The sequence below is a fragment of the Arthrobacter sp. P1_B11 genome (genome assembly GCF_056406715.1).
Genome location: NZ_JBFTZQ010000024.1, coordinates 1 through 22278 on the forward strand (window position 1 = coordinate 1; position 22278 = coordinate 22278).

Here is a 22278-nt window from a genome sequence, read left to right on the forward strand (position 1 = left end):
TCGTTGCAGTCATCTGGGGCATCATCGCCGCGGTCCTCGCATCGGTAGGACGCAAGGAACTCAAGGCCATCAAGGGCATGCCCCAGACCGTTGAGACCGTCCAGGAAATCCCGCCCACCCTGAAACCCAATGGAGACCACCGATGAGTGAAAACCCGGACGCCATCCGCGCCGACATCGAAGCCACCCGCGCACGCCTCGGCACCAACGTGGACGCCGTGGCCGACAAAGTAACACCGTCCAACATCGTCCACCGCCAGACCAGCAAGGTCAAGGACGCCGTTTTCGGAGTAAAGGAGAAAGTCATGGGCACCGCCGAACACGCCACTCACAGCGCCTCCGGCACCGCACACCACGCCGCCCACAGCACCGGAAGCGCCATCAGTGACGCCACCGACGCGGTCGGCTCCACCCTTCACGACGCAGGCGAGGCCATCGGCGATGTCCCGCACAAGGCGGCCGCCAAAACCCAGGGCAACCCTCTCGCCGCCGGCCTGATCGCGTTCGGCGCCGGGCTGCTGGTCTCCTCGCTGATCCCGCCGAGCGAGAAGGAACGCGAGGCTGCCGACGCCCTAAAATCCGCCGCGGAACCGGTCACCACGCAGCTGACCGAAGCAGCCAAGGACATGGCGCAGGGTTTGAAGGAACCCGCCCAAGAAGCCATGGAAAACGTCAAAGCCACCGCCACCGACGCCGCCCAGCACGTCAAGGAGGAAGGGCAAACTGCCGCCTCCGAGGTCAAAGAGACCGCCACGGATGCCAAGGACCACGTCCAAAACACGTGAGCCAGCATGAGCCTGGCTCATTCGACAGGACCGGAACGCTGGCCAACACACCGGCTCCTCAGCATCGCTGCCCGTCTGGATGAGCTGCAGATCAACCGCAACCTCACGCAGTTGGGCTTGACCAAAGCCTCGCTGGACATAATGGAGTCGGTGGCGGAACTCGAGCCGGTCACCGTGTCCGACCTCGCCGCGCTGCTCTGTGTGAGCAAGCAAAGCCTGGGCAGGGTGGTCCGCCGACTCCAGGGGCTTGGCTTCCTGAGCAGAGAACGCGCCGGCGACCGCCGCTACACAAATATCCGGCTCACGCACAACGGCCGGAAAGTGCTCGCCACCGCCGAAACGCTCGTCCAGCGGCTTAAACGGAGCAGGCCGGATACCGAATCCGCCCTGCGACTCGACCTGGAACGCTACATCCGCGACCTGCGGATGTAGCGTTCCACGTCTGGCCTCCGGCGCCCAGGCCGCCGCAGATATTCCGGGGCCCCTGCTTGCACTTGTTTCCTGCGCGGTCCATGGAGAGTAGGCTCAGAATCAGCGGCGAAGCGATCACCAAGTGCGGAGCCAACTTCAGGACTCCCGGGGTCGTATTCGGCCTGTTTGTCGCGTCATGGCCGTGGACGCAAGGAGTCCGCGATCATCCCCGGACGTTGAATCCGGCCAAAAAAGACGGATCGGGGGACCCGGCTCCAAGTGGATCGAGGCATGCGATGACCGCTGAGTCTGGCCGGCCACCGGCGCCAGGGCAACTCCCGTCGCCGACGATGGAACAACTGCAGGATCTCCTGCTGGAAAGCCCCGGATTTGACGATTTCCTCCTTGAACTGACGGTCTTCTCTGCTTCGAAACTCGCCGCACCCGAACCGATGCTGTGCGCGATTTCACTCGAGCGTGACGGGCGGCCGGTCACCGCGGCCAGCAGCAGCGACAGTGCCAAGCAGATGGACGAAAGACAGTACGGATTCGACGACGGCCCCTGCCTCACAGCGCTCCGGGAAAACCGAACCGTCCTCGTCTCGGACCTCAAAACGTCCGAACGGTGGAGTCGGTACTCACAGGCGGTCACGGACGACGGCATCACATCGGTCCTTGCCGTTCCGGTAAATGCAGGACCGAACGCAGCGGCAGCTCTCAATTGTTATGCCCGGAGCACACACACGTTTAATGCGGCAACCATTGCCGCGGTGGAATCGTATGCGGTGCCGCTGTCCCGGATTCTCCGCTTGGCGCTTCGGGTGCACCGGCTGGAGATCCATCCCGAAGGCCTGCACGGGGCGCTGCAGTCCAGGGCAATCATTGACGCCGCCCTGAGCCTCATCATGGCCCAAACCCGGGGCAGCCGCGAGGATGCTGCCACTCTTCTGCATGAGATGGCACGGTCCAGCAAACAACAACTGAAGCAGATAGCCACGGACATCTTGAACGGCTCAAAGCTCCCAGAGCAGGTGAAACGTGATGACGAAGCACAGCAGTAAGCCCACGGCAGTCCTTGCAGGGCGCAGCACTATGATGGGAAGCACCTGCCGGACGTATCCCTCCAGAGGGATGCTCACGACCCTGATGACATGTGAGGCCAGCCAGTGACGCGGAAGCACCCAATGGCAGGCGAGCTGCCCGAGATCTTCGCTCGGGTCACGGGCCTCCTGCTCACAGAACCAGTGGTTGACCGGGCCGTCGCCAACATTGCACAGGCAGCGCACCAAAGCCTGCCCGGCAGCGTCGGCGCCGGAGGCACGCTCATCGATGCCCACGGCCGGCCGACGAGCACAGCGTCCACCAACAGCATCGTGAAGCGGGCCGACCGGCTGCAGTACGATCTCGGCGATGGACCCTGCCTCGCGGCCTGGGCGAGCGCCCAGACGGTGCGGGTGGACGACCTTCGCCATGATCAACACTGGCCGGAATGGAGCAGGGCGGGCGCCCGTCTTGGCTTACTGTCCTGCATCAGCGTTCCCCTCCTGGTTCCGGACGTGACCGGACGCAGTGAACCCGAGGCTATTGGCGCGATGAAGGTCTATGCAGATGTGCCCCACGCCTTCGACGAACGCAGCGAACAGGTCTTGTCCCTTCTTGCCGGACCTGCTGCGCTCATCCTGGCCAACCTCCAGGCCCGGGAACGCGCCGAGCAACTCAGTGACGCACTGAAGGACGCCCTGCACAGCCGGAGCCTGATTGACATGGCCAAGGGCGTGCTCATGGAGCGCCTCCGCGTGAGCGAGAGGGCCGCCCTGCAGGTCATGATCGCACGCGCCCGCACGCAGGAGATCCCTCTTAGCGCCGTAGCCCACGAGACTCTTGAACCGACGACGGACCTCGACCGAACGCCATGAGCGTTGACTCGGACGGCGAGGCTCAACGGGACCTGACGGCCAAAGCATTCCGGCAGGCCGACCTTGATGTCGATGAGTTATGGATGCACTACTTCAGCATCGGCGGAGACGCGGGAACCATGGAAATTGACGCCTACCTCCACGGCTCATACATGCTGCGCCCCATCCAGCGGGACCTCCTGGACCACGCCATCTACGAACTTGGCAACGCTCAGAAGGCGTGAGCCGTGAACCCGGCAGGGATCAGAAGTGACCGTCAGGGGCGGGCCGGCACCCTCGCGTCTCCAACAGGGAAGGAGATGGCGAGTCCCGGGATTTAGTCGCGGAACGCTTCCGGGCCCGGCACTCCGCCCACGGCGGCCACGAGGCGTTCTCTGGGGCGGCTAAGGTGCTCGTCGAGGACGTTGCTGGCAGCGGCTCCGTCGCCGGCTTCTATGAGTTCGAGCAGGTGTTGGTGTTCTTTGATGATGCGTTCGGGCTGGACGAGCTGGAGGCCCTGGATCTGGGCCATGCAGAGTTTGACCTGGGAGACGAGTGAGCCGTACATGCGGCTGGTTCTTGGACTGCCGATACTGTCCACGAGTGCCATGTGAAAGCGCATGTCCGGGTCCACGGTGTCAAAGCCGGAGTTGGCGTCCAGTAGTTCGAGTTCCCGCTGGGCGGCTATTGCTCCGGCCGGAACCGAACGTGCCTGCGCCAGTTGCAGGAGGACGGCTTTTTCAAGCCGCGCCCGCGTGAAGTAGATGTCGCGGACATCTTCGGGCCCGAGTTTGATGACTCTTGCCGTCTTGTTCGTGCTGCGCTCGAGCACTGATTCGGAAACAAGCTTTTCTATTGCGGCCTTCGCGGTGGGCCGGGCTACGTCGTAGCGGGTGGCGACGTCCGTTTCGGTGAAGGAGGTATCGCCAACGTATTCGCCGCGCAGAATCCGCGAGCGCATGTCATCGGCTATGACATCGACGCGGGACGCGGTCGCTGGCTGGGCTGTCACTGGGAACTCCTCTGTTTCCCCGCCACTTTATCGCCTTTGGTTAGGCACATCCACTTGTGATTGTCAGACAAAATTATATAAATTGCTAGACAATATGAGTTTTGTGATGTCTACTTTGTTGGACACAGCAACGACGCATAGCCCTCCCCAACACCGCACTGAAGGAAACAGCATGAGTCAACTCACAGCCGGCCGCCCCCGCGAGGAATCCGGTCCGCATGCCCGTGACGCCGCCCCCCGTGCCACGCGCGTTCTGGTCGCCCCTGACAAGTTCAAAGGCTGCCTGAGTGCGCTTGGCGTCGCCGAAGCCATCCGCTCAGGAATCGACTCCCTGACCACCGACGCACAGGTCCAGGTAACAGTCCTCCCCCTCGCCGATGGCGGAGACGGGAGCGTCGAGGCAGCCGTGTTCGCCGGCTCACGGGCGCAAACAGTTGAGGTCCACAACGCCGACGGCGAAGTGCAGTTCACCCAGATCGCCTTTGACGGGACAACAGCGGTGGTGGAAGTGGCAGGAACCTGCGGTCTTGCCACGGTGCAGGGCCCGTTACGTCCCTTGGCGGCGTCGAGCCGGGGCTTGGGCGAAGCCATCCTGGCTGCTGCGCTCCTGGAACCGAAGACCATCGTCATTGCCCTCGGAGGCAGCGCCAGCACCGATGGCGGGGCCGGAATGCTTGCCGCCCTCGGCGCGGAGTTTCGGGACGAACAAGGACGCCTGCTGGAACCGGACGGAGGCTCACTTCACCGAATAGCGCACGTCGATTTGAGGACCGCATTCGACTTCGATGGAATTGAACTCATCGGTGCCAGCGACGTAACCAGCCCCCTATGCGGAGTTCAAGGGGCCGCGCACGTCTTCGGACCGCAGAAAGGAGCGGACCCTGAGCTGGTCGCGGTGCTCGACCAAGGCCTCCGCGCCCTCGTCCAAGCCTGCAACACCATCCCAAACATCGACGCGCCCGCCCTCGCCGATATCCCCGGAGCCGGCAGCGCCGGGGGCATTGGCTTCGGCCTCCTCCTTCTGGGCGGCTCCCTCGTCTCCGGAGCCGACTACTTCCTGGATCTGCTGCGCTTCGACACGCACGCGCAGCAGTGCGACATGCTCGTGACCGGAGAAGGACGCCTCGACGACCAGACATCAGGCGGCAAACTTATCTCCGCCGTATGCAGCCGCGCAGGAAACACCCCGGTGGCTGCAGTCGTTGGCGCCTCGACCCTGGACCAGCAAGCAGCCCGCCAACTAGGCCTGTCAAAGGTAATAGCGCTGCGGGACCTCACGGCCCAAGACACATCCAAAGATCCAGCCCAGGCGACCAACGCACTGCAGAACGCCGGGCGAATTCTCCGCGCCCTCGCCTCAGGCCCATTCGCGCCATAAATCCCGGGCGTGGCCTAAATACGGGATGTTTCCAGCGCCCCTGACGCCCGTCGGCAATGCTCGCAGGCGTCCCAAAATAAGTCCTTCGTGACACACCACGCCGTCAGTTGCCTGCGATGGTGTACAGAGCCCAGCCCTTGGTGAAGGTCTGCCGCGGCGCCCAAGCGCTCCTGTTTGCCGGGTAGTAGTGAAGGACCCCCGCACTGTCCCGAGCCATCAGGCCGACCGTCCCGTTGCCGGTGAGTCCTGACATGGCGCGGATGGAGCTCATGGCGTTCCAGCCGGTGCCGATAGTCGCGCGGGGTTCGGAGATGAACGATCCGGCACCGTTGGTCCGGTACAACTTGAGTTGCCCGGAGGAATTTTTGGCAACAACGTCGTTGTTGCCGTCCCTATCCCAGTCCAGCAGATTGAAGGACAGCCCATTCCAGCCGCGGCCGATCCTCACCCGCGGTGAAAGACCCTTCCCCGACGGGTTTCCGTAGTGGAACAAGTCACCCGTGGCGTTGTTCCTGGCGATGATGGACGGGTATTTGTCCGTCTTCTTCCACTGGCCCACGGTGATCTCGTAGTTCTGCCAGCCGGTGCCGATCGCGTAATCGTGGAACCCGCCGGTGCTGATTCCCTCACGGTATGTCAGGGTGCCGTTCTTGTTCTGCACGATCAGATCCGGAACACCGGCATCGTCAGAGTTCCAGTTGGTAACGAAGAAAACCTTCGGGACCGTAGACCCTGCCGGCCCAATGGCCCTGCGCTGCGGCGTCACCCCGGGTGACATCCAGGAATAGGACCAGAGAGTGCCGGCGCCATCATAAGCAACCACATTCGCGGTTGAGTCGATTGCGAAGTTCCAGTTGGTGTGCGGTGTGTCTGCCGCCTGGGCAGGCAGGATGCCGGATACCGCGAGGGACAGTGCTGCGGCGATACTTACCAGCCCTGCTCTGGTGCGAATGGTCTTTTTCATGTAGCTGTCGAGCCTCCCCAATATGCGTTGTGAGTACACTCGCTTAGTTTCCGGGGAAGTCGCGTTTATTACATCGGAGCGAAACAAGGTCAACACAGCGGACGACGGCGGGACGTCCCGCCGTCGTCCGTTTGCGTTTTGGCGAGGTGCCCTACAGTGCATTTTCTGGTCAGTGCGCGGCCTCTCCCCTCCCGACCACTGTTCAACCAATCGATTTCCGCTGCCCCCGAAGTGCGTGTGCGGGTGGGCGACAGAGAATTAGCAGAAGTACTTAGGAGTCGAAGGACGCGACTGCGACCAGGCTCAATGTTGGACGGGCCGAGTGCCTATTATCCGAGGCAGTACAGGCGTAGCGTCTAGCCAACGGGGTAAGGGCGATCGATGGCTGGACCCAGACTCGCATAACGCCGCCCCGGTCTTGAACCGTTGAAGGAGGCGGGGATGGCTGGATGGAATGCTGACACGGCTGCCGGGCCTGTGGGGGCAGGCACGGTTACTTTGGTGGAGGGTTCATCCTTCTGTATTTCGTCGGCGAATGGTGACATCCATCCGGAGCATCCGCACGGTGTTTTCCACGAGGACACCCGCATCTTGTCCCGCTGGAACCTGGCAATCAATGGGCAGCCTCTGGAGCCGCTGACAGCATCGGCGAAGGAACCTTATCGGGCCTTGTTCATTGGCCGCGTCCCCCGCTCCGATGGGTACGCGGACAGTCCGCTGATCGTGGAACGCCTGCGGGAAGTGGGTGTCGGGGTCCTTGAGGAGATCACCATCCGGAACTACTCCTCGGACGAAGCCGCATGCGTGGTAAACCTGAACGTCGAATCGGACTTCGCGGATCTCTTCGAGGTGAAAGAGGCGCGCGTCCAACGGCACTGGGAAGAATCCCGTCACGCGGACGCGGACTCGCTGACCATTAGGGCGGTCTGGCAGGACGTCCGGAAGGGCGTCGTCGTTTATTCCAGCGGCGCCGACGTCACCCCGGAGGCCCTGACCTACCGGGTGGTTGTCCCGCCACATGGAGAGTGGAGCACCCTGCTGACCGTGGTGCCCACTGTCGACGGCTCTGCACCGGTGGCGTCGTTTGTTCGTCCGGTTCGAGGTGAGATGTCTCCCAGCGACCGTCGGCGCCAGGATTGGGTAGCGAGGATTCCCAAATTGCATATAGGCAACCGTTCCATCGAACGGACTCTGCGCCGCAGCTACGACGATCTGGGCGCGCTGCGCATTGAGGATCCCGCCCATCCGGAGCGGATCGTCGTGGCCGCCGGGGCGCCCTGGTTCATGACGCTCTTCGGCCGGGACTCGCTCACGGCTTCGGAAATGGCCCTACCGGTGGACCCGTCGCTGGCACTGGGCACGTTGCAGACGCTGGCTGACCGCCAAGGCCGGGTGGTGGATCCCATGAGCGAGGAGGAACCGGGGAAGATTCTTCACGAGGTCCGGCTCGGCGTCTCCAGCGGGCTTTCCCTGGGCGGCAAGTCCGTCTACTACGGCAGCGTGGACGCGACTCCACAGTTCGTGATGACACTCGCATCGGTTAGCCGTTGGGGTTTCGCCAAGGACACCATCGCCGCACTGCTGCCTCACGCCGACCGCGCGCTGGACTGGGTTCGGGACTACGGGGACAGGGACGGCGACGGCTTCGTCGAGTATGAGCGCCTCAATGACCAAGGCCTCATCAATCAAGGCTGGAAGGACTCCTGGGACGGCGTCAACTTCGCGGACGGTCGTATCGCCGAACCCCCTATCGCGCTGTGCGAGGTCCAGGCTTTGACCTACAGCGCATATCTGGCCCGGGCTTTGTTGGCGTACGACGCCGGTGACGCGCCTTTGGCGGCCCGGCTCGCCGCGGAAGCAGCACAGCTGAAAAAGAAATTCAACGAGGAATTCTGGATGCCCGACCGCGGCTACTACGCTATCGCCCTGGACGGCCGGAAACGGCAAGTCGATGCATGCGCCTCCAACATGGGGCAATGCCTGTGGCACGGCATCATGGATGAAGACAAGGTCCCCCTGGTAGCCGAAAGGCTCATGTCCCCCGAGATGTTCAGCGGCTGGGGTGTGCGAACACTCGCGAGCGACATGGGCGCCTACAACCCCGCGAGCTACCACAACGGCTCGGTCTGGCCGCATGACAACGCGATCATCGCCGTCGGACTGATGCGGTACGGCTTCGTGGAAGAGGCACAGCGCATCGCCACCGCCCTGTTCGAGGCGGCCGATTACAGCGACGGCCGTCTCCCGGAACTCTTCTGCGGTTTCAGCCGTGACCAGGTCGCCGAGCCTGTGCCCTATCCAACGGCCTGTTCCCCACAGGCGTGGGCAGCGACCACGCCGATCATGTTGATTACAAGCCTGATGCGGTACGACGCCCACATTTCCCGTGGCGGCTTTTGGATGGACCCGGCACTCCCCGATTCATACGGTGACCTGCACATCACCAATGCGCCAATGGCGGCCGGCCGCATCACCATCGATATCAAGGGATCTGAACCAACCGTTCAGGGTCTGCCCGAAGGGATAGCGTTCCACCGTGAACACCGGCCATGGCTGACGGAACTCATGGAGCAAGCGGGGCTGGGAAACGAGGACTAGCCAGACCGTCTTGAAGCAGGTTCTGACCGATGTGCCCGGCCCGTACAGGGGCGGGCACACCGGTTCGGCTCTCTGCTAAACCGAGACGTCGAATTCGATGGTGCCCCAGCCTTCGAAGGTCCCTGACCAGCGGCCGGCATCCTTCATGGGGACTGCCTGCAGGCAGCTGCCGGGGAGGATGACCTGCCCGGGTTCGAACTCGACGTCGTAGTCGGCGAGGCGGTTGACGAGCCAGGCGACGGCGGCGAACGGGTTGCCGAGAATGTTGCCGGTGGTCCCGGCGATAACTTCCCGGTCATTGAACCGCAGGACGCCCCGTGTGTCGCGCAGGTTCAGGTCCGTGACGTGCCGGGGGGTGCCGCCGAGAATGATGGCCCCGGTGGAGCCGTTGTCCGCCAGCGTGTCCGGGAGTCCGATCGCCCAGTCCTTGACCCGGGAGTCGATGATTTCAATCGCCGGCAAAGCGTAATCGATGGCATTGATGACGTCTGCGATGGTGGTGTTGCGGCCGCCGAGGTGCCCTCTCAGCACGAATGCGGGCTCGAGTTCAACGAAGGGTTCGATGAACTTATTCCGGTCGAGCGTGGTGCCCTCGTAGGTGAAGGTGCTGGCCAGCAGATGCCCGTAGTCCGGCTGGTCGAGGCCGAAGGCGTCCTGCATGACCTTGGCGATGTTGCCGAGCTTGTAGCCCACCAGACGGTCGCCGTCGGCCACGGCGTGGCTGACGTTGATCTTTTGCACTTCGAATGCGGCATCCGCGTCAAGAGACGGCCACGTCTCGGTCGGGGCTGCGATCGGTTCGCCCTGAAGGCGGGCCGTGCGGAGGGTGTCCGCGATGTTTTCGAGCGTAATGGTTGGCATGATGAAGTCCTTTGTCTGCCTGGTAAAGGTGGATTTCCGGCCCCGGATGATTCTGTGTTGGGAGAGGTCTATCCGGGGCCGGAAGCATGAGGTGCGCGGAAGTTTCTAGCCAGCCTGTTCGGGCTTGCCATCGACCAGCCGGTTGACGTTCCACGGGTTCGCATCCTGCAGGGGTGCCGGGCGCAGCTGCTCCGGGAAGTTCTGGTACGCCACCGGGCGCAGGAACCGGTTGATCGCCAGTGTGCCCACCGACGTCGTCTTCGAATCGGACGTGGCCGGGTAGGGGCCGCCGTGGACCATGGCGTGGCCGACTTCCACACCCGTGGGCCATCCGTTGATGAGGATCCTGCCGACCTTGCGCTCCAGGGCAGGGATCAGGCCCGAGGCAACGGGGTAGTCCTCCTCGGCCACGTGCAGCGAGGCCGTGAGTTGTCCTTCCAGCAATCGGGTGGCCTCGATCAGGTCTTCAACTCCCTTGTAGCGGACGACGAGGCTGGCGGCGCCGAAGACCTCCTCATGCAGCACCGGGTTTGTGGTGAAGACATCCAGGTCCGCCCCGAACACTGCGGGGGCTGGCGCGTTCGCGGTCGGGCCGCCCTTGCCCCGGCCGATCAGCTCGACGTCGGCGGCGGACTCCAGCGCATTATGGCCGTGTTCCCAGGCAGAGGCGATCCCGCCGCTGAGCATGGTCTGTCCGGAAAGCTGCGTGACAGCCTCGGTTACGGCCGCCGTGAACTGGTCTCCGGCCTCACCGGCGGGAACGAAAACCAGCCCGGGCGACGTGCAGAGCTGCCCCGAGCTGCCGGTGACGGAGGCGACGTACTGCTGGGCGAGCGTTTCAACGTCCCCGTTCAGCGCGCCGGGGAAAACGTAGACAGGATTGATGGAGGACATTTCCGCATAGACCGGGATCGGTTCCGGGCGGGCTGCAGCCGTGCGCATCAGCGCGGTACCGCCGCCGCGGGAACCGGTGAAGCCCACCGCCTTAATGGCGGGATCCGCCACCAGCGCCTGGCCGATGCTCGCACCCGAGCCGTAGATAAGGGAGAAGACGCCCGGGTGCAGGTCAAGGTCGCGGACGGCGTTGACAATGGCCTGGCCGACCAGCTCGGCGGTGCCGGGGTGGGCGTTGTGTGCCTTGACGATCACCGGGCAGCCGGCTGCGAAGGCCGAGGCTGTGTCGCCGCCTGCGACGGAGAAGGCCAGCGGGAAGTTGCTGGCGCCGAAAACGGCTACGGGGCCGAGCGGGATCTGGCGCTGCCGGATGTCGGCCCGCGGAAGGGGAGCCCGGTCGGGCAGAGCCGGGTCGATGCGGACACCACGGAAGTCTCCCCGTCGCACGACGTCAGCGAAGAGCCGCAGCTGTCCTGTGGTGCGGGCCCGTTCGCCCCGCAGCCGGTCGGCGCCGAGCCCGGTTTCTGTGGAGGCCCGCTCGATCAGTTCATCACCGATGGCGTCGATGTTCTCGGCAATTGCGTCCAGGAACCGCGCATGCTGCTCGGGTTCGAGGGTGCTGAAGGAGTCAAAGGCATCGGTGGCTGCGTCCGTGGCAGCTTTCAGCTGTTGCTCGCTGATGAGGGTGTAGGCCGGTTCCAGCTGTTCGTTCGTGGCGGGGTTAATCCCGTAGGTCGTTCCGCTGGTGCCGGTGACGGTCTCCCCAGCGATGAGGGAATGTCCTTGAAGAGTCATTGTCGCGCCTCCTGGGCGGTTGAAAGCATGTGTGGGCGGCGGTGCGGGAGGGGCTGCTGCCCGTGGTCGGTAAGCGCCCGTGGGCGTTCTGCCTAGGCGTTGCCGGGTCCCAGGTGCCAGATGCCGAGAGCTGAGAGGAGCTCGCGTGGATCCCAGACCACCCATTCCTCTGCAAGTTGGTCGTTTTCGAAGCGGAGGAAGGATGCGCCGGAAACGGTGATGCTCCGGCCGGTCGCGGGGACGTCCATGAATTCACCCTGATGCGTGCCCTGGGTCTGCCAGTGGATCGCGGCGGTGGCTCCGTCTTCGATGATGTGCAGGATCTCGGTGGTTGTGTCCGGGAAGGCTGCGTGGGTGGCCTCGATGGTTTTCCTCAGGCTGGCGTAATCTTCACTGCCTGACTTGGATCGGCGGACGTACCCGGGTGCGAGCAGCTGCTCGAAGTCCGTGAGGTCCCCGTCGCCCCAGGCGCGGTTCCAGGCGTTGAGAATGGTTTCCCGTCGGTTCATGATGCACTCCTTGCTACTTCCGGTGCCGGGATTTCGATGGGCTGGTACTGGCCGAACTTGCCGCCCCTGAAGATCAGGGCGTTGCCGGTTCCTTCGTTCATGTTGGTCACGGCTCCGACCACCATGTAGTGGTCGCCCACCACGACCTCGGCTGTGACGACGCAGTCGATATAGGCAGTCGCGCCGTCCAGGTGCGGGGTTCCCAAGGGGCCTGTGGTGCAGGGGAGCCCTTCGAACTTCTGGGGTCCCTTGCGGGACAGGGACCGGCAGATACTGACTTGGTCATCGGAGAGGATGTTGGCTGTGAAGTTCTGGAGCTTGCGCAGTTTCGGCCAGGTGGAGGACGACTTGTCGACGCAGAACATGACCAGCGGCGGGTCCAGTGACAGGGACTGGAAGGTGCCGACGACGAGGCCGAGTCTTTCGTCGTCATCGTTGACGCCGGTGATGGCCACGACGCCGGTGGGAAGTTTGCCCAGTACCTGTCGGTAGTAGGCGGGCGTGATGTCGGCCACGGGGGTGGCGGCTGTTGCTGGGGTGATGTCCATATCAGTGCTCCTTGATCAGGCGGCTTCGCAGGTCAGGCGATTTCACGGAAGCTTCCGAAGCGACCGCCGTGGAAGATGAGGGGAGTTCCCTCGCCGGGCGTCATTTCCAGCACGCTGGCGACGACGATCAGGTGGTCTCCGGCAACGATCTGCTGCTCGGTCCGGCAGTCGAACCAGGCAAGCGAACCGTGGATGTGTGGAGTGCCCCACCCGGATTCGGACCAGTTCACGGCGCTGAACTTGTCCTCACCCTTCGCCGAGAGTGCACGGCAGACCTGCTGCTGGTCATCGGAGAGGAGGCTGACGCTGAACCGTCCGATCTCTGCAATTTTGGGCCAGCTTGTGGAGGTGTGGGTGACGCTGAAGGTCACCAGCGGGGGCTCCATTGACAGTGAGGCGAAGGTTCCCACGATCATGCCGTTTTGGGCCCCCGTGACCGGGTCCGTGGAGCAGATCGCGGCAACGCCGGTGGGCAGGTGCCGCATGACGGCCCGGTATTGGTCGGAGTCGATCCGACGACCTTCGAGTGCGGGGGCGCTCATGGCTGTTCCTGGAGCTCTGCGTGGATGTTGCGGCCGGCGCGCAGGCCGCTCTCGACAGCGCCGTCGAAGAAGCCGGCCCAGATGTTGGCAATGTCGCCGCTGGCGAAATGCAGTGCGCCCTCGCTGACCTGCTGTTCCCGGTGGTACTTGGTGAGCTGGCCGGGGCGCTGGATCTGCCAGGTCTCCTCGGCGTAAGGATCGGACATCCAGTGGTGGCCGGCCACCTCGAGGACTTCCAGGTCGTCGCGCCATACCTTGATGGCTTCCTGGACCTGTTCGATGTCGGTCACGTCGATGCGGTCCGCGTCGGCACCGAAGCCGACCAGGACGGCGTCGTCTTCACCGATGAATTCGGTGCGGATTACGGACAGGGGCTTGTCCTGGGCCGAGTAGGCGAAGAACGGCTTGATGGGTCCCCTGACCCGGATCCAGGCCTTGACGCCCTGGGACGCGGTCTTTTCCCGGCTGGCGGCGAGCTTGCCGTCGGACAGGGCGGGCTGGACATCGAGCTTGTGCAGCACGTTCTGCGGCAGGGTGATGACGACCTTCTTGGCCTCGATTTCCTGGCCATCGCCGTAGGTGACGGTGGCTCCCCCGCTGTTGCGGCGGACGGCGGTCACCGGGGCGTTGAGGCGGATGTCAGCGTTGGTGTCCTCGGCGATCGCCTTGGTCAGCGTGTCGTTGCCGTTCTTCAGACGGAAGATCGCTGAGGCCTCGTGCATGAGGTGCCAATGGCCGGATGATGCGGCGGTCCAGCGGAGGGCGTTGACGTAGGCGCACTGGTCCAGGGGTGCGTTGAAGTGGCCCACCCAGGCTGCCTCATTCGCGTTCCGCTCGTCCTCGGAGAGGTCCAGCTTGTCCAGCATTTCCTGCAGGTTGTACTGGTCGACGTCGGCCAGGTTCTCCACCGTCAGCGGTGCATCCGGTCGGGGCAGCCACTTCATGGTGTCTTCGAGCAGCCGGGTCATGCCGGGGTCGATCAGTGACATGAAGTCTTCCAGCGTGCCGCGGCGCACTTCGTCCCCGGCGAGCCAGAACGTTTCCTCGGAGCGCGGGCCGCGGGAAACCTCGAGGCCGTAGCGGGTGACCTCGGCCCAGACATGCGGCTGGGTCCAGTGCAGCCAGTTGCCGCCGATCTCCAGGTTCTGGCCCAGGCGGCGATCGGTCCACAAGCGGCCGCCAAGACGGTCGCGGGCTTCCAGGACGACCACGTTGTGGCCGCGGTTGCCGAGCTCACGGGCAGTGATGAGGCCGGCAAGACCGGCACCGATGACGACTACGTCTGTCTGTTTAGTCATTGAAGTATCTCCGTTGATATTGCTGGTTCAGCTGGGCGTCAGCGGGTGGCTTCGCTCAGGTGCTTGGTACGGTGTTCGGTGGCGGGGTGGGAGTCCAGCGTGTACTTGTGGCCGGGGAAGAGCTTTTCCCGCAGTGTTACCGGTTCCTGGTCTTCCGGGCGGGCTGGGGAAACGATTCCCTGGGCGCGGAGTTCGGGCAGGGCCAGCTCGATGAAGTCTTCCCAGCTGCCGGGCTTGGTGATGTAGCTGAGGTTGATGCCGTCGACGTCGGCCTCGTCACGCCAGCGGCGCAGTTCTGCGGCGACGGTTTCCGGGGAGCCGATGATCGTGGAACCTGTACCGCCGACGGCGAGGAATTCGGCGATCTGGCGCGGGGTCCAGTCCCGGTCGGGGTCGGCCTTGGAAAACATGTCCACCATCGACTGCCCTGCCTTCGTTCCAACGGACCGCAAGGGGGTGTCCAAGTCGTACTCGGACATATCGATGCCGGTCCAACCGCTGAAGCGTGCCAGGATTCCATCGATTGGTGCGTTCTCCACGGCCTGCTGGTACTTGGCTTGGGCTTCTTCGTCGGTGGGAGCCACCACCACAGTGAGCAGGATGACTACCCTGACGTCGCGGGGGTCGCGGCCCGCGTCTGCCACTGCCTGGCGGAGCTTGGCCACTGAGCGCTTGGCACCCTCCACGGAGGTGCTCTGGATGAAGACGGCCTCAGCATGCTTGCCGCCGAATTCCATGCCCCTGGAGGACGACCCGGCCTGGAACAGCACAGGCGTGCGCTGGGGGGACGGCTCGCACAGGTGGAAGCCGGGCACAGTGAAGTGCTGGCCGGAGTGGTTGATCGGGTGCACCTTCGCCGGGTCGATGTACGTAGCCGATTCGGCATCCCGGGCCACGGCGTCCTCCTCGAATGAACCTTCCCAGAGCTTGTAGACGACGTCCATGTACTCATCGGCAAGGTCGTAACGCTCAGCCGGGCTAAGCTGCTGCACCTTGCCGAGGTTGCGGGCCGCGGCCTCCGAGTACGAGGTCACGATGTTCCAGCCAACCCTCCCGGAAGTCAGGTGGTCCAGGGTGCTGAACTTGCGGGCCAGCAGATAGGGCGGTTCATACGTCGCCGAGCAGGTCACCCCGAAGGTGAGGTGCTTCGTCACGGCCGCCATGCCGCTGATCAACACGGTCGGGTCATTGATGGGGAACTGCGCGGCGTCGCGCAGCGCGGCATCACTGTTCCCCCGGAACACATCGTGATAGCCGAGGTTGTCGGCGAAGAAAATGCCGTCGAAGCCCGACTTTTCCAGCATCTGCGCTACGCCCGTCCAATACTGCAGGTCCGTATAGCGGGAGCCTTGGTCGCCCTCAGCGCGCCATGACCCCGATGTCAGATGGGACGGGGCGAAGACGTCAAAGGCGAAAAGGCTCAGGGGTTCATTTTTCATGGCAGCGGTGCTTCCTTGGACTCGTGCCTGGCAAGGCGACAACTAGGGATCTACGTTCATAAACTGAACACTGCGTTCAATTTAGAAGGTAAGCCAGCTCACTGTCAAGGGTTCTTTTTTCGTCAGGGAGATTACGCAACAGCTATTGACACGGGATGTGGCGCATGCCATATTTTTGAGCACGACGTTCGAAAAATGAACGAATCGGGCCTGACTACTCAGCCCCCCAAATCCGCCGCGCTGACATCGCAGGCGAGCTTTCATCCCGTTCGAAATAGCACGATCTACAAGGAAGTCCATCGTGAATACACCTGTTACCCCGGCCCCGAGGCCATCTTTGCAGTCGTCGGTCGCCCCGGATCCGCAAAAGAGGCGGTTCTTGTACAAGCTCAGCGCGGTGATCGCCGGCGGCATGTTCATCGACGGCTTCATCCTGGGCGGCATCGGGCTCGTCATGCCGGCGCTGACGTCGGATCTGAGCCTCTCCGCCACCTGGCAGGGCCTGATCGGCGCTTCTGCCTTGATCGGCATCTTCTTTGGTGGCCCCATCGGCGGTTACTTGGCCGACAAGGTCGGGCGCAAGCCGATGTTCATCGTCGACCTCGCCATCTTCCTGCTTGGCTCCGCTGCTCAGTTCTTCGTCGCGGATGCCTGGCAGTTGTTCCTGATCCGCCTCGTCATGGGTATGGCAATTGGCGCCGATTACGCGATCGGCTGGCCGTTGCTCGTCGAATTCTCTCCGGCCAAGCTGAGGGGCAAGCTCATGGCATTCCAGGAGGTAGCTTGGTACGTCGGCTACCTGATCTCCTACGCCGTGGGGTACTACCTGTCCACATCGATCCACGCCGACTGGCGCATCATCCTGGGCATGAGCACCGTCCCTTCCCTGATCGTCTTCCTGCTCCGGCTCGGTTCCCCCGAATCCCCGCGCTGGCTCATCAGCAAGGGGCGGATTGAGGAGGGGCTCGCCGTTGCCCAGGAGTTCATGGAGGAAGCAGACGTCAGGGACCTGGCGTACGAGAAGGCGGAGAAGCCCAATTTCCGCAAACTCTTCTCCCCGCAATACCGCAACGCGACGATCTTCGTGTGCATGTACTGGGTCTGCAACGTCACCCCGTACTTCGCGATCGCCACCTTCGCGCCGATCGTGCTTGAGAGCCTGGGCGTTGAAGATGGCCTGGCCGGAGCGCTGCTGCTCAACGGCGTGGTGGTGGCCGGCTCCCTGGCCGCGATGTTCCTCATCGAAAAGGTCGGACGCCGCAAGCTGTCCATCCCGCCGATGTGGATCGCCGCCGTCGCATTGGTGGTCATCGGCCTGTTCGCACACGTCTCGCCGATGGTTATCTTGGTTTGCTTCATCATCTTCTCCTTTTTCAACGCCGTCTCTACGGCCCTGACCGGGGTCTACCCCGGCGAGGTCTTTCCCACGGAAATCCGTGGTGCCGGGGTCGGCTTCGCCACTGCGTTTTCACGAATCGGCGCAGCAGCGGGAACATTCATCCTCCCGATGTCGGTGGACAGCTTGGGCGTGGGAACCACGATGCTGATCGCCGCCGGCATCTGTGTGCTGGGTGCTGTCATCTCCCAGTACCTGGCACCGGAGACCAAAGGCCTGAGCCTGAGCGACACCTCAGCACCCCTGGCCAAAGCGCCCCTGGCCAAGGTGGCAGTCAAGTAACTCTGCGGCTACGCAAACGCGAACGGAAGGGTGCTCTGACCGGGCTTGCGTCGGCAGGGCGCCCTTCCGTTCGAAGCGCATATTCGCCCCAAACAACCTTTGACAACAAGGAGAACGAAGAAATGAAGATCTACGGTGAAAGTGAACGGAACAGCGGGCTGCGGACTCCGCGTCTAATCCTCGACGACGGTGAGATCCATGCCGGGGCTTGGGTCAGCTTCCGCGATCCTGCCGTCGTGGACACCCTGGCAGCCGAAGGGTTCGGCTGGATCTGCGTTGACGGCCAGCACGGAGGCCCGGAAACCCACGAAATGCAGCCGCTGATCGAAGCTGCGCACCTGTTTTCGGTACCGTCCATCGTCCGCGTTCCCGGTCACGACATGGGAATCATCGGCCGAATCCTGGACGCGGGTGCAGGCGCAATCATCTTCCCCACGGTGGAGAATGCGGCGTCAGCAGCTTCACTCATAGCCGCCTGCCGCTTCCCCCCGCGCGGAAACCGCAGCTACGGACCAACCCGCCGAAGCCCCCGGTACCCAAAGCCCGCCACGGGCAACCCGCAGGATGACACCCTGTGCATCCTGATGATCGAAACAGCCGCCGGTCTGGCCAATCTCGACGAGATTCTCGCCACCGGACCGGACGGCATTTTCGTAGGACCGTACGACCTGTCCCTCAGCCTGGGAGTGACACTGGAGGAACTGACCGGCGAAGGACCGGACGGGATCCTCGCGGACATCGCGCGCCGCTGCACAGCAGCAGGCGTCACCCCCGGTATCTACACCGGAGAGCCGGAACTCTCCGAAAGGATGGCCGCCCTCGGATTCCGCTTCATGCCCACCGCCTCTGACACCGGGCTGCTGTCCGTCGCGGCCCGCAACGCCGTTGCTGCATCCAGGCAGGTCAATGCAGCAAAGGTCATGAGCTGACACGAGGACTACAGCCGGCAAAGCCCGGCACGTACGAACTTAGGAGTTCCATGAGCACCAGCGAAGAAGTCGTTGGAGCCAGCAGCAATCTGCGGAGCCGGGAACCGTTGCCCGAGAGCGTGGCCGCGGTCCTGCTCACCGGCAAAGGGGGCTGGACGAGTTCGCATACCGCATTTGTGGCAGGGAAGCGCCGGTGTTCGAAGCCCCGGTTGAACGCGCCGTTCGCTAGTTGAAAGAGCATAGGATGGGTATCGACATCACAAGGCCGCCCGCCTTGAGTACTCGAACCGGGAGCGGACATGGCAACGGAACGAAGCGCAGACGTGCAGGAACTGGCAGGAGCCGAAGCGCCGACTGCCGATGAGTCCGTGGACCTGACCAACAAGTCCGTCATCAAGGCGACCGTGCTCCTCAGCGAACTCGGCCGTCACCGGCAAGGCATCACCGTCACCGAATTGGCCCACGCTGTGGGGATGACACGCCCAACAGCCTTCCGCCTGCTCCTGAGCCTCGAGCAGACAGGCTTCGTGGACCGCGTCGACAACCGCTATCTGTTGGGATGGCAGATGGCCCGTCTGGGCAGGATTGCCGATCCCTACACCGGTGCTGTCGCCAGGATTCAGCCCGTTCTGGACGAATATGCAGCGAAGCTCAATGAAACATTCAGCTTCGCCATGGTCCGGGGTGAGTTGGCTTATGACGTGATAGCCGAGGCCTCGGCCTCACGCTACCTGAACGTCTCGCACCTTTACCTGGGGGGAACCTACCCGGTACACGCCAGTGCAACAGGAAAGGTCCTGCTGGCCGAACTGAGCGATGAGCAAATCGCAACGGAGCTGCCCGAGAAGCTGGAATCCTACACTCCCCACACGATCACCAGCCGGAAGGCTCTCATGAAGGAGCTGCGCCAGGTCCGGGAGCAGGAATACGCCATCCTTGACGACGAGCTTGAAGAGGGGCTCTTCGTGGTCGCCTGCCCCGTCCGCGACGTTGCGGGTGCGTTGGTCGGCATACTCTCGGTTAACGGCCCCGTCCAGCGCCTCAAATCGGACCGGCTGCCCGACACCATCGACCAGCTGCGCCAGGCGGCCCGCGACGTCGCGAAGGCTTTGTCCTAGCAGCTTCAAAATCCTGGCCGCAACTGAGGCCCCCTCCCTTGACCTGCTTCCGGGAGCGATGCGCCCGCAGGGTTAGGCACGAGCGAGGGCGATGAGCGTTTCGCGCGAGGGGTATTTCCATTGCACGTACTGGACGGGCACGCCGGCGCGTTCAGCAACCAGGGCATGAGTAACCGCGTCCGGACCCTGCCTCCTGCTCATCTCGCTGATGCAGGCGATCAGGGCAGCTGTTCTTCTTTCGTTTCGTTCGCGGAGGACCTCGCCGACCACCTTGGGGTCGTTTCGCTTGGGCTTCTGCCGCCAGTGGGTCATGTCTTCACCTCTGACTGTCGTCCTAAGATCCGATGTACCGCGGGGGAGCTAGGCGCTGCCCTCGAAGTACAACCCTTCCCAGGGGCCGCAGGTTATAACTCCCGCCCCGGCCGCGGCGGGTGATGCGGAGCCGGAGCCTGGGTCAGGCTGGGTAGTGGCGTGGTGGAAAAGAGCGACGGCGGTGACGAGAGTCCGCTGGAGAGCATTCATGATGAGGTCCTCACTGACCGGGAAGGGAACCAGGGGTTCCACGGGAGCAAACTTTCGGCTGGGAAACGCACCCGGCTCGTTTATTTCTGAACGTAACGTTCAATTTATGAACGTATTCCTATTGTGGCGCGACTCACCTGGCTTTGCAAGAGGTTTTCTCAACGGAGTCGCGAACCAGATCGGGTGAAGGTGGCGCGCTCTTGACGAGTTACCCACGTCACGGTAACTTGAACGTCGTGTTCACTGTATGAACACCCTGAGATGTGGGGCGGTCTGGCAGTGCCGTCAACGGCGACCGCGTTCAAGCCCACTGCCCCCATCAGCCGAATCAGGATTCGAGAGCGAGCCCCAACGGACGGCCATCATGCGACATCAAGCACTGCAATCAGCTTCCCCAGACCTGAAGGTGACTCCAAGAGGGCCCAGGAACCTTACCCGCAGAACGGCCCTTCCTTCCCGGCCAGTACCGGATTGGTCCCATCTCTCCCGGGGTGACGCTGTTCGCGTGCTTCGGAGTGACGGAAGCGCCATCTCCGGGAGGATAGACATGATTGCCATAGACCGCAGCGTCTTCTGGATGATCCAGGATGCCGGCCTGGGAAGAGTCATGATCTGCAGGCTCGATAAAGCCCTGGTCATCAAGGCGGCCCCAGGAGCGGACTGAAGGCCAGGCACGACGCCTGCCGGGCGGGCGGGCCGGGCATTCTTGGAGGACCCGCGCCTTTCGGGTGCCGGCCGCTTCAAAATGGCAGGGACAGCTTTGCTGTCCTGCCACCGTCGAGCACTATGATCTCCCCGGTCATGAAACTGGACCTGTCGCTTGCCAGAAAAACGGCGAGGTCGCCGACGTCGGCGGGGCGCCCTATGCGCCCCACAGGGTGTAGGCGATCCAGGGCCCTGTATGCGGCTGCCGGGTCGGGCTGGGAGGCCAGGTAGGCTTCGCTCAGTTCGGAAGCAATCCATCCTGGCGCAATCGCATTGCACCGGATATTGTCCGCACCCAGGTCCACCGCCATGGCGCGGGTCATCCCGTGAATGCCGGCTTTGGACGCACAGTAGGCGGCATGGCCGGGGTTGGCGGCCAGACCTTCGATGGAGCCGATATTGATGATGCTTCCCCCGCCTCGCCGGCGCATGTGCGGTAACGCGGCTTGGGCCAGAAACAGCGGCGCCCGCATATTCAGGGCCATCATCAGATCCCACTCGGCCGGCAGGATTTCGGAGACGCTGCGCTCAAACATGATCCCGGCGTTGTTGACCAGGATGTCGATGCCGCCGAAGTGCGAAGCTGTGCCATCGACAACCTCAGCTGCAGCGGACGGGACGCTCAGGTCCGCCTGGATGCCGAGAAGGCCCGGGTGCCCCTCGAGGGCGGGCTCGAGTGGCTGGCGTTGGACCACGGCGACTTGGGCTCCTTCCTCCAGGTAGCGGTCCACGATACCGCGGCCTATTCCGCGTCCCCCGCCGGTGATCAGGGCGGTCTTGCCTTCAAGTTGCATAGCTCTTCCAATCATTTTGCCTGCCGATTTTGGCAAGATCTGCAGAACCCTAGCGTTTCGTTCGGTGGCGCAAGCAGGATTCTCCGGAAGGGCATTGATTCCCAAGGTGAGCCATGCCACAATGAAACGCAGTCGTTCGAAAAATGAACGTCACGTTCAATTATCTTAGACCCCGCTCCCCGTAAATGTCCGCCGAGAGAACATAGACGTTCCCCGCGGCACAGTCAGAAAGGAAGACATCATGTCGATCATTCATCGGGCCGTCGCCATCGGCCAGAAGCACCCGGTCCGCACGTTCGCCGCGGCTGCTGCTTCCCCGCGCCAGGTTGAAACGGACGTGCAGGCACACCGTCGCTCCCCTCAGCTAACGTGCCTGCCGTGGGTGGGCCTATGCCTGGAGGGCGACGAGATTGATGCCTCCGGCGGCACCGAATCCTCCCGGAGCGTCAGCAAGGAATTGGATGCATTCCTCCTTGGTCTGATGTACGGCGAATAGAGAAATCAGCATCCAATGTCACCCACGCTAACCTCGCAAAGCACTACCGACGCCAGCCCCTAGCTTGGGGGAGCCAGCAAGCGTAGCGTCGGTCGGAGAAACGGCGGC

23 protein-coding genes are annotated in these 22278 nt (G+C 63.3%); 12 read left to right on the forward strand and 11 right to left on the reverse strand.

What is annotated here, in order from left to right; genetic code table 11:
• The 6 genes from AC1D14_RS17010 to AC1D14_RS17035 all read left to right on the forward strand — a co-directional run.
• Positions 1-146 (forward strand): phage holin family protein (locus tag AC1D14_RS17010; protein ID WP_476968882.1); only part of this gene is annotated, 146 nt, incomplete at its 5' end.
• Entirely contained in the window at positions 143-784 is a 642-nt protein-coding gene (locus AC1D14_RS17015) for a DUF3618 domain-containing protein (protein ID WP_230121032.1), read from the forward strand. The genes AC1D14_RS17010 and AC1D14_RS17015, both read left to right, overlap by 4 nt.
• A gap of 6 nt (positions 785-790) precedes the next feature.
• The gene (locus AC1D14_RS17020; RefSeq protein ID WP_230121034.1) at positions 791-1216 is read left to right on the forward strand and encodes a MarR family winged helix-turn-helix transcriptional regulator; all 426 of its coding nucleotides are present in this window, start codon (positions 791-793) and stop codon (positions 1214-1216) included.
• Positions 1217-1491: 275 nt separating this feature from the next.
• Complete coding sequence (locus AC1D14_RS17025) at positions 1492-2256, forward strand: GAF and ANTAR domain-containing protein (protein ID WP_476968864.1); 765 nt, start codon at positions 1492-1494, stop codon at positions 2254-2256.
• Positions 2257-2379: 123 nt separating this feature from the next.
• Positions 2380-3111, forward strand: coding sequence for a GAF and ANTAR domain-containing protein (locus AC1D14_RS17030; protein ID WP_230121037.1), 732 nt, complete (start codon positions 2380-2382; stop codon positions 3109-3111).
• Positions 3108-3335, forward strand: coding sequence for a hypothetical protein (locus tag AC1D14_RS17035; protein WP_230121039.1), 228 nt, complete (start codon positions 3108-3110; stop codon positions 3333-3335). The genes AC1D14_RS17030 and AC1D14_RS17035 overlap by 4 nt, the downstream gene beginning before the upstream one ends.
• 92 nt (positions 3336-3427) lie before the next feature.
• Here AC1D14_RS17035 and AC1D14_RS17040 read toward each other — a convergent pair whose 3' ends face one another.
• The gene (locus AC1D14_RS17040) at positions 3428-4102 is read right to left on the reverse strand and encodes a GntR family transcriptional regulator (protein ID WP_230121040.1); all 675 of its coding nucleotides are present in this window, start codon (positions 4100-4102) and stop codon (positions 3428-3430) included.
• Positions 4103-4274: 172 nt separating this feature from the next.
• Here AC1D14_RS17040 and AC1D14_RS17045 point away from each other — a divergent pair, with 172 nt between their 5' ends.
• Positions 4275-5480 carry a glycerate kinase gene (locus tag AC1D14_RS17045; RefSeq protein WP_230121042.1) on the forward strand — a complete coding sequence of 402 codons (1206 nt, stop codon included), beginning with the start codon at positions 4275-4277 and terminating at the stop codon, positions 5478-5480.
• 103 nt (positions 5481-5583) lie between these two features.
• Here the strand turns inward: AC1D14_RS17045 and AC1D14_RS17050 are convergent, their stop codons facing one another.
• Positions 5584-6444, reverse strand: a complete 861-nt coding sequence (locus AC1D14_RS17050) for an FG-GAP repeat domain-containing protein (protein ID WP_476876782.1) — start codon at positions 6442-6444, stop codon at positions 5584-5586.
• A 441-nt stretch (positions 6445-6885) separates the two neighbouring features.
• Here AC1D14_RS17050 and AC1D14_RS17055 point away from each other — a divergent pair, with 441 nt between their 5' ends.
• Positions 6886-9042: an amylo-alpha-1,6-glucosidase gene (locus AC1D14_RS17055; RefSeq protein ID WP_230121046.1), complete on the forward strand. Its 2157-nt coding sequence runs from the start codon at positions 6886-6888 to the stop codon at positions 9040-9042.
• 75 nt (positions 9043-9117) lie between these two features.
• Here AC1D14_RS17055 and AC1D14_RS17060 read toward each other — a convergent pair whose 3' ends face one another.
• From AC1D14_RS17060 to AC1D14_RS17090, 7 genes are all read right to left on the reverse strand, one after another.
• Entirely contained in the window at positions 9118-9903 is a 786-nt protein-coding gene (locus AC1D14_RS17060) for a 2-keto-4-pentenoate hydratase (RefSeq protein ID WP_230121048.1), read from the reverse strand.
• Between the two features lie 105 nt (positions 9904-10008).
• Positions 10009-11592: an aldehyde dehydrogenase (NADP(+)) gene (locus AC1D14_RS17065; RefSeq protein WP_230121050.1), complete on the reverse strand. Its 1584-nt coding sequence runs from the start codon at positions 11590-11592 to the stop codon at positions 10009-10011.
• Between the two features lie 92 nt (positions 11593-11684).
• Positions 11685-12101: an ester cyclase gene (locus tag AC1D14_RS17070; RefSeq protein WP_230121052.1), complete on the reverse strand. Its 417-nt coding sequence runs from the start codon at positions 12099-12101 to the stop codon at positions 11685-11687.
• Entirely contained in the window at positions 12098-12649 is a 552-nt protein-coding gene (locus AC1D14_RS17075) for a flavin reductase family protein (protein ID WP_230121053.1), read from the reverse strand. Before AC1D14_RS17075 ends, AC1D14_RS17070 begins: the two co-directional genes overlap by 4 nt.
• Positions 12650-12681: 32 nt before the next feature.
• Positions 12682-13191: a flavin reductase family protein gene (locus AC1D14_RS17080; protein WP_230121055.1), complete on the reverse strand. Its 510-nt coding sequence runs from the start codon at positions 13189-13191 to the stop codon at positions 12682-12684.
• A complete protein-coding gene (locus AC1D14_RS17085; RefSeq protein ID WP_230121057.1) occupies positions 13188-14489 on the reverse strand; it encodes a flavin monoamine oxidase family protein in 1302 nt (433 codons plus the stop codon). Before AC1D14_RS17085 ends, AC1D14_RS17080 begins: the two co-directional genes overlap by 4 nt.
• A 38-nt stretch (positions 14490-14527) precedes the next feature.
• A complete protein-coding gene (locus AC1D14_RS17090; RefSeq protein WP_230121058.1) occupies positions 14528-15928 on the reverse strand; it encodes an LLM class flavin-dependent oxidoreductase in 1401 nt (466 codons plus the stop codon).
• 379 nt (positions 15929-16307) lie between these two features.
• Here AC1D14_RS17090 and AC1D14_RS17095 point away from each other — a divergent pair, with 379 nt between their 5' ends.
• The 3 genes from AC1D14_RS17095 to AC1D14_RS17105 all read left to right on the forward strand — a co-directional run bounded on the left by AC1D14_RS17095 (position 16308) and on the right by AC1D14_RS17105 (position 19653).
• Complete coding sequence (locus AC1D14_RS17095; RefSeq protein WP_476968865.1) at positions 16308-17606, forward strand: MFS transporter; 1299 nt, start codon at positions 16308-16310, stop codon at positions 17604-17606.
• Positions 17607-17728: 122 nt separating this feature from the next.
• The gene (locus tag AC1D14_RS17100; protein WP_230121062.1) at positions 17729-18535 is read left to right on the forward strand and encodes an HpcH/HpaI aldolase family protein; all 807 of its coding nucleotides are present in this window, start codon (positions 17729-17731) and stop codon (positions 18533-18535) included.
• 299 nt (positions 18536-18834) lie between these two features.
• Positions 18835-19653: an IclR family transcriptional regulator gene (locus tag AC1D14_RS17105; RefSeq protein ID WP_230121064.1), complete on the forward strand. Its 819-nt coding sequence runs from the start codon at positions 18835-18837 to the stop codon at positions 19651-19653.
• A 72-nt stretch (positions 19654-19725) separates the two neighbouring features.
• Here the strand turns inward: AC1D14_RS17105 and AC1D14_RS17110 are convergent, their stop codons facing one another.
• Positions 19726-19965, reverse strand: coding sequence for a TetR/AcrR family transcriptional regulator (locus AC1D14_RS17110; RefSeq protein ID WP_230121065.1), 240 nt, complete (start codon positions 19963-19965; stop codon positions 19726-19728).
• A 950-nt stretch (positions 19966-20915) separates the two neighbouring features.
• Complete coding sequence (locus AC1D14_RS17115; RefSeq protein WP_476968866.1) at positions 20916-21674, reverse strand: SDR family NAD(P)-dependent oxidoreductase; 759 nt, start codon at positions 21672-21674, stop codon at positions 20916-20918.
• A gap of 241 nt (positions 21675-21915) precedes the next feature.
• Here AC1D14_RS17115 and AC1D14_RS17120 point away from each other — a divergent pair, with 241 nt between their 5' ends.
• Positions 21916-22170 (forward strand): hypothetical protein, encoded by a 255-nt coding sequence (locus AC1D14_RS17120; RefSeq protein ID WP_230120991.1) that lies wholly within the window; start codon positions 21916-21918, stop codon positions 22168-22170.
• Positions 22171-22278: the final 108 nt, after the last annotated feature.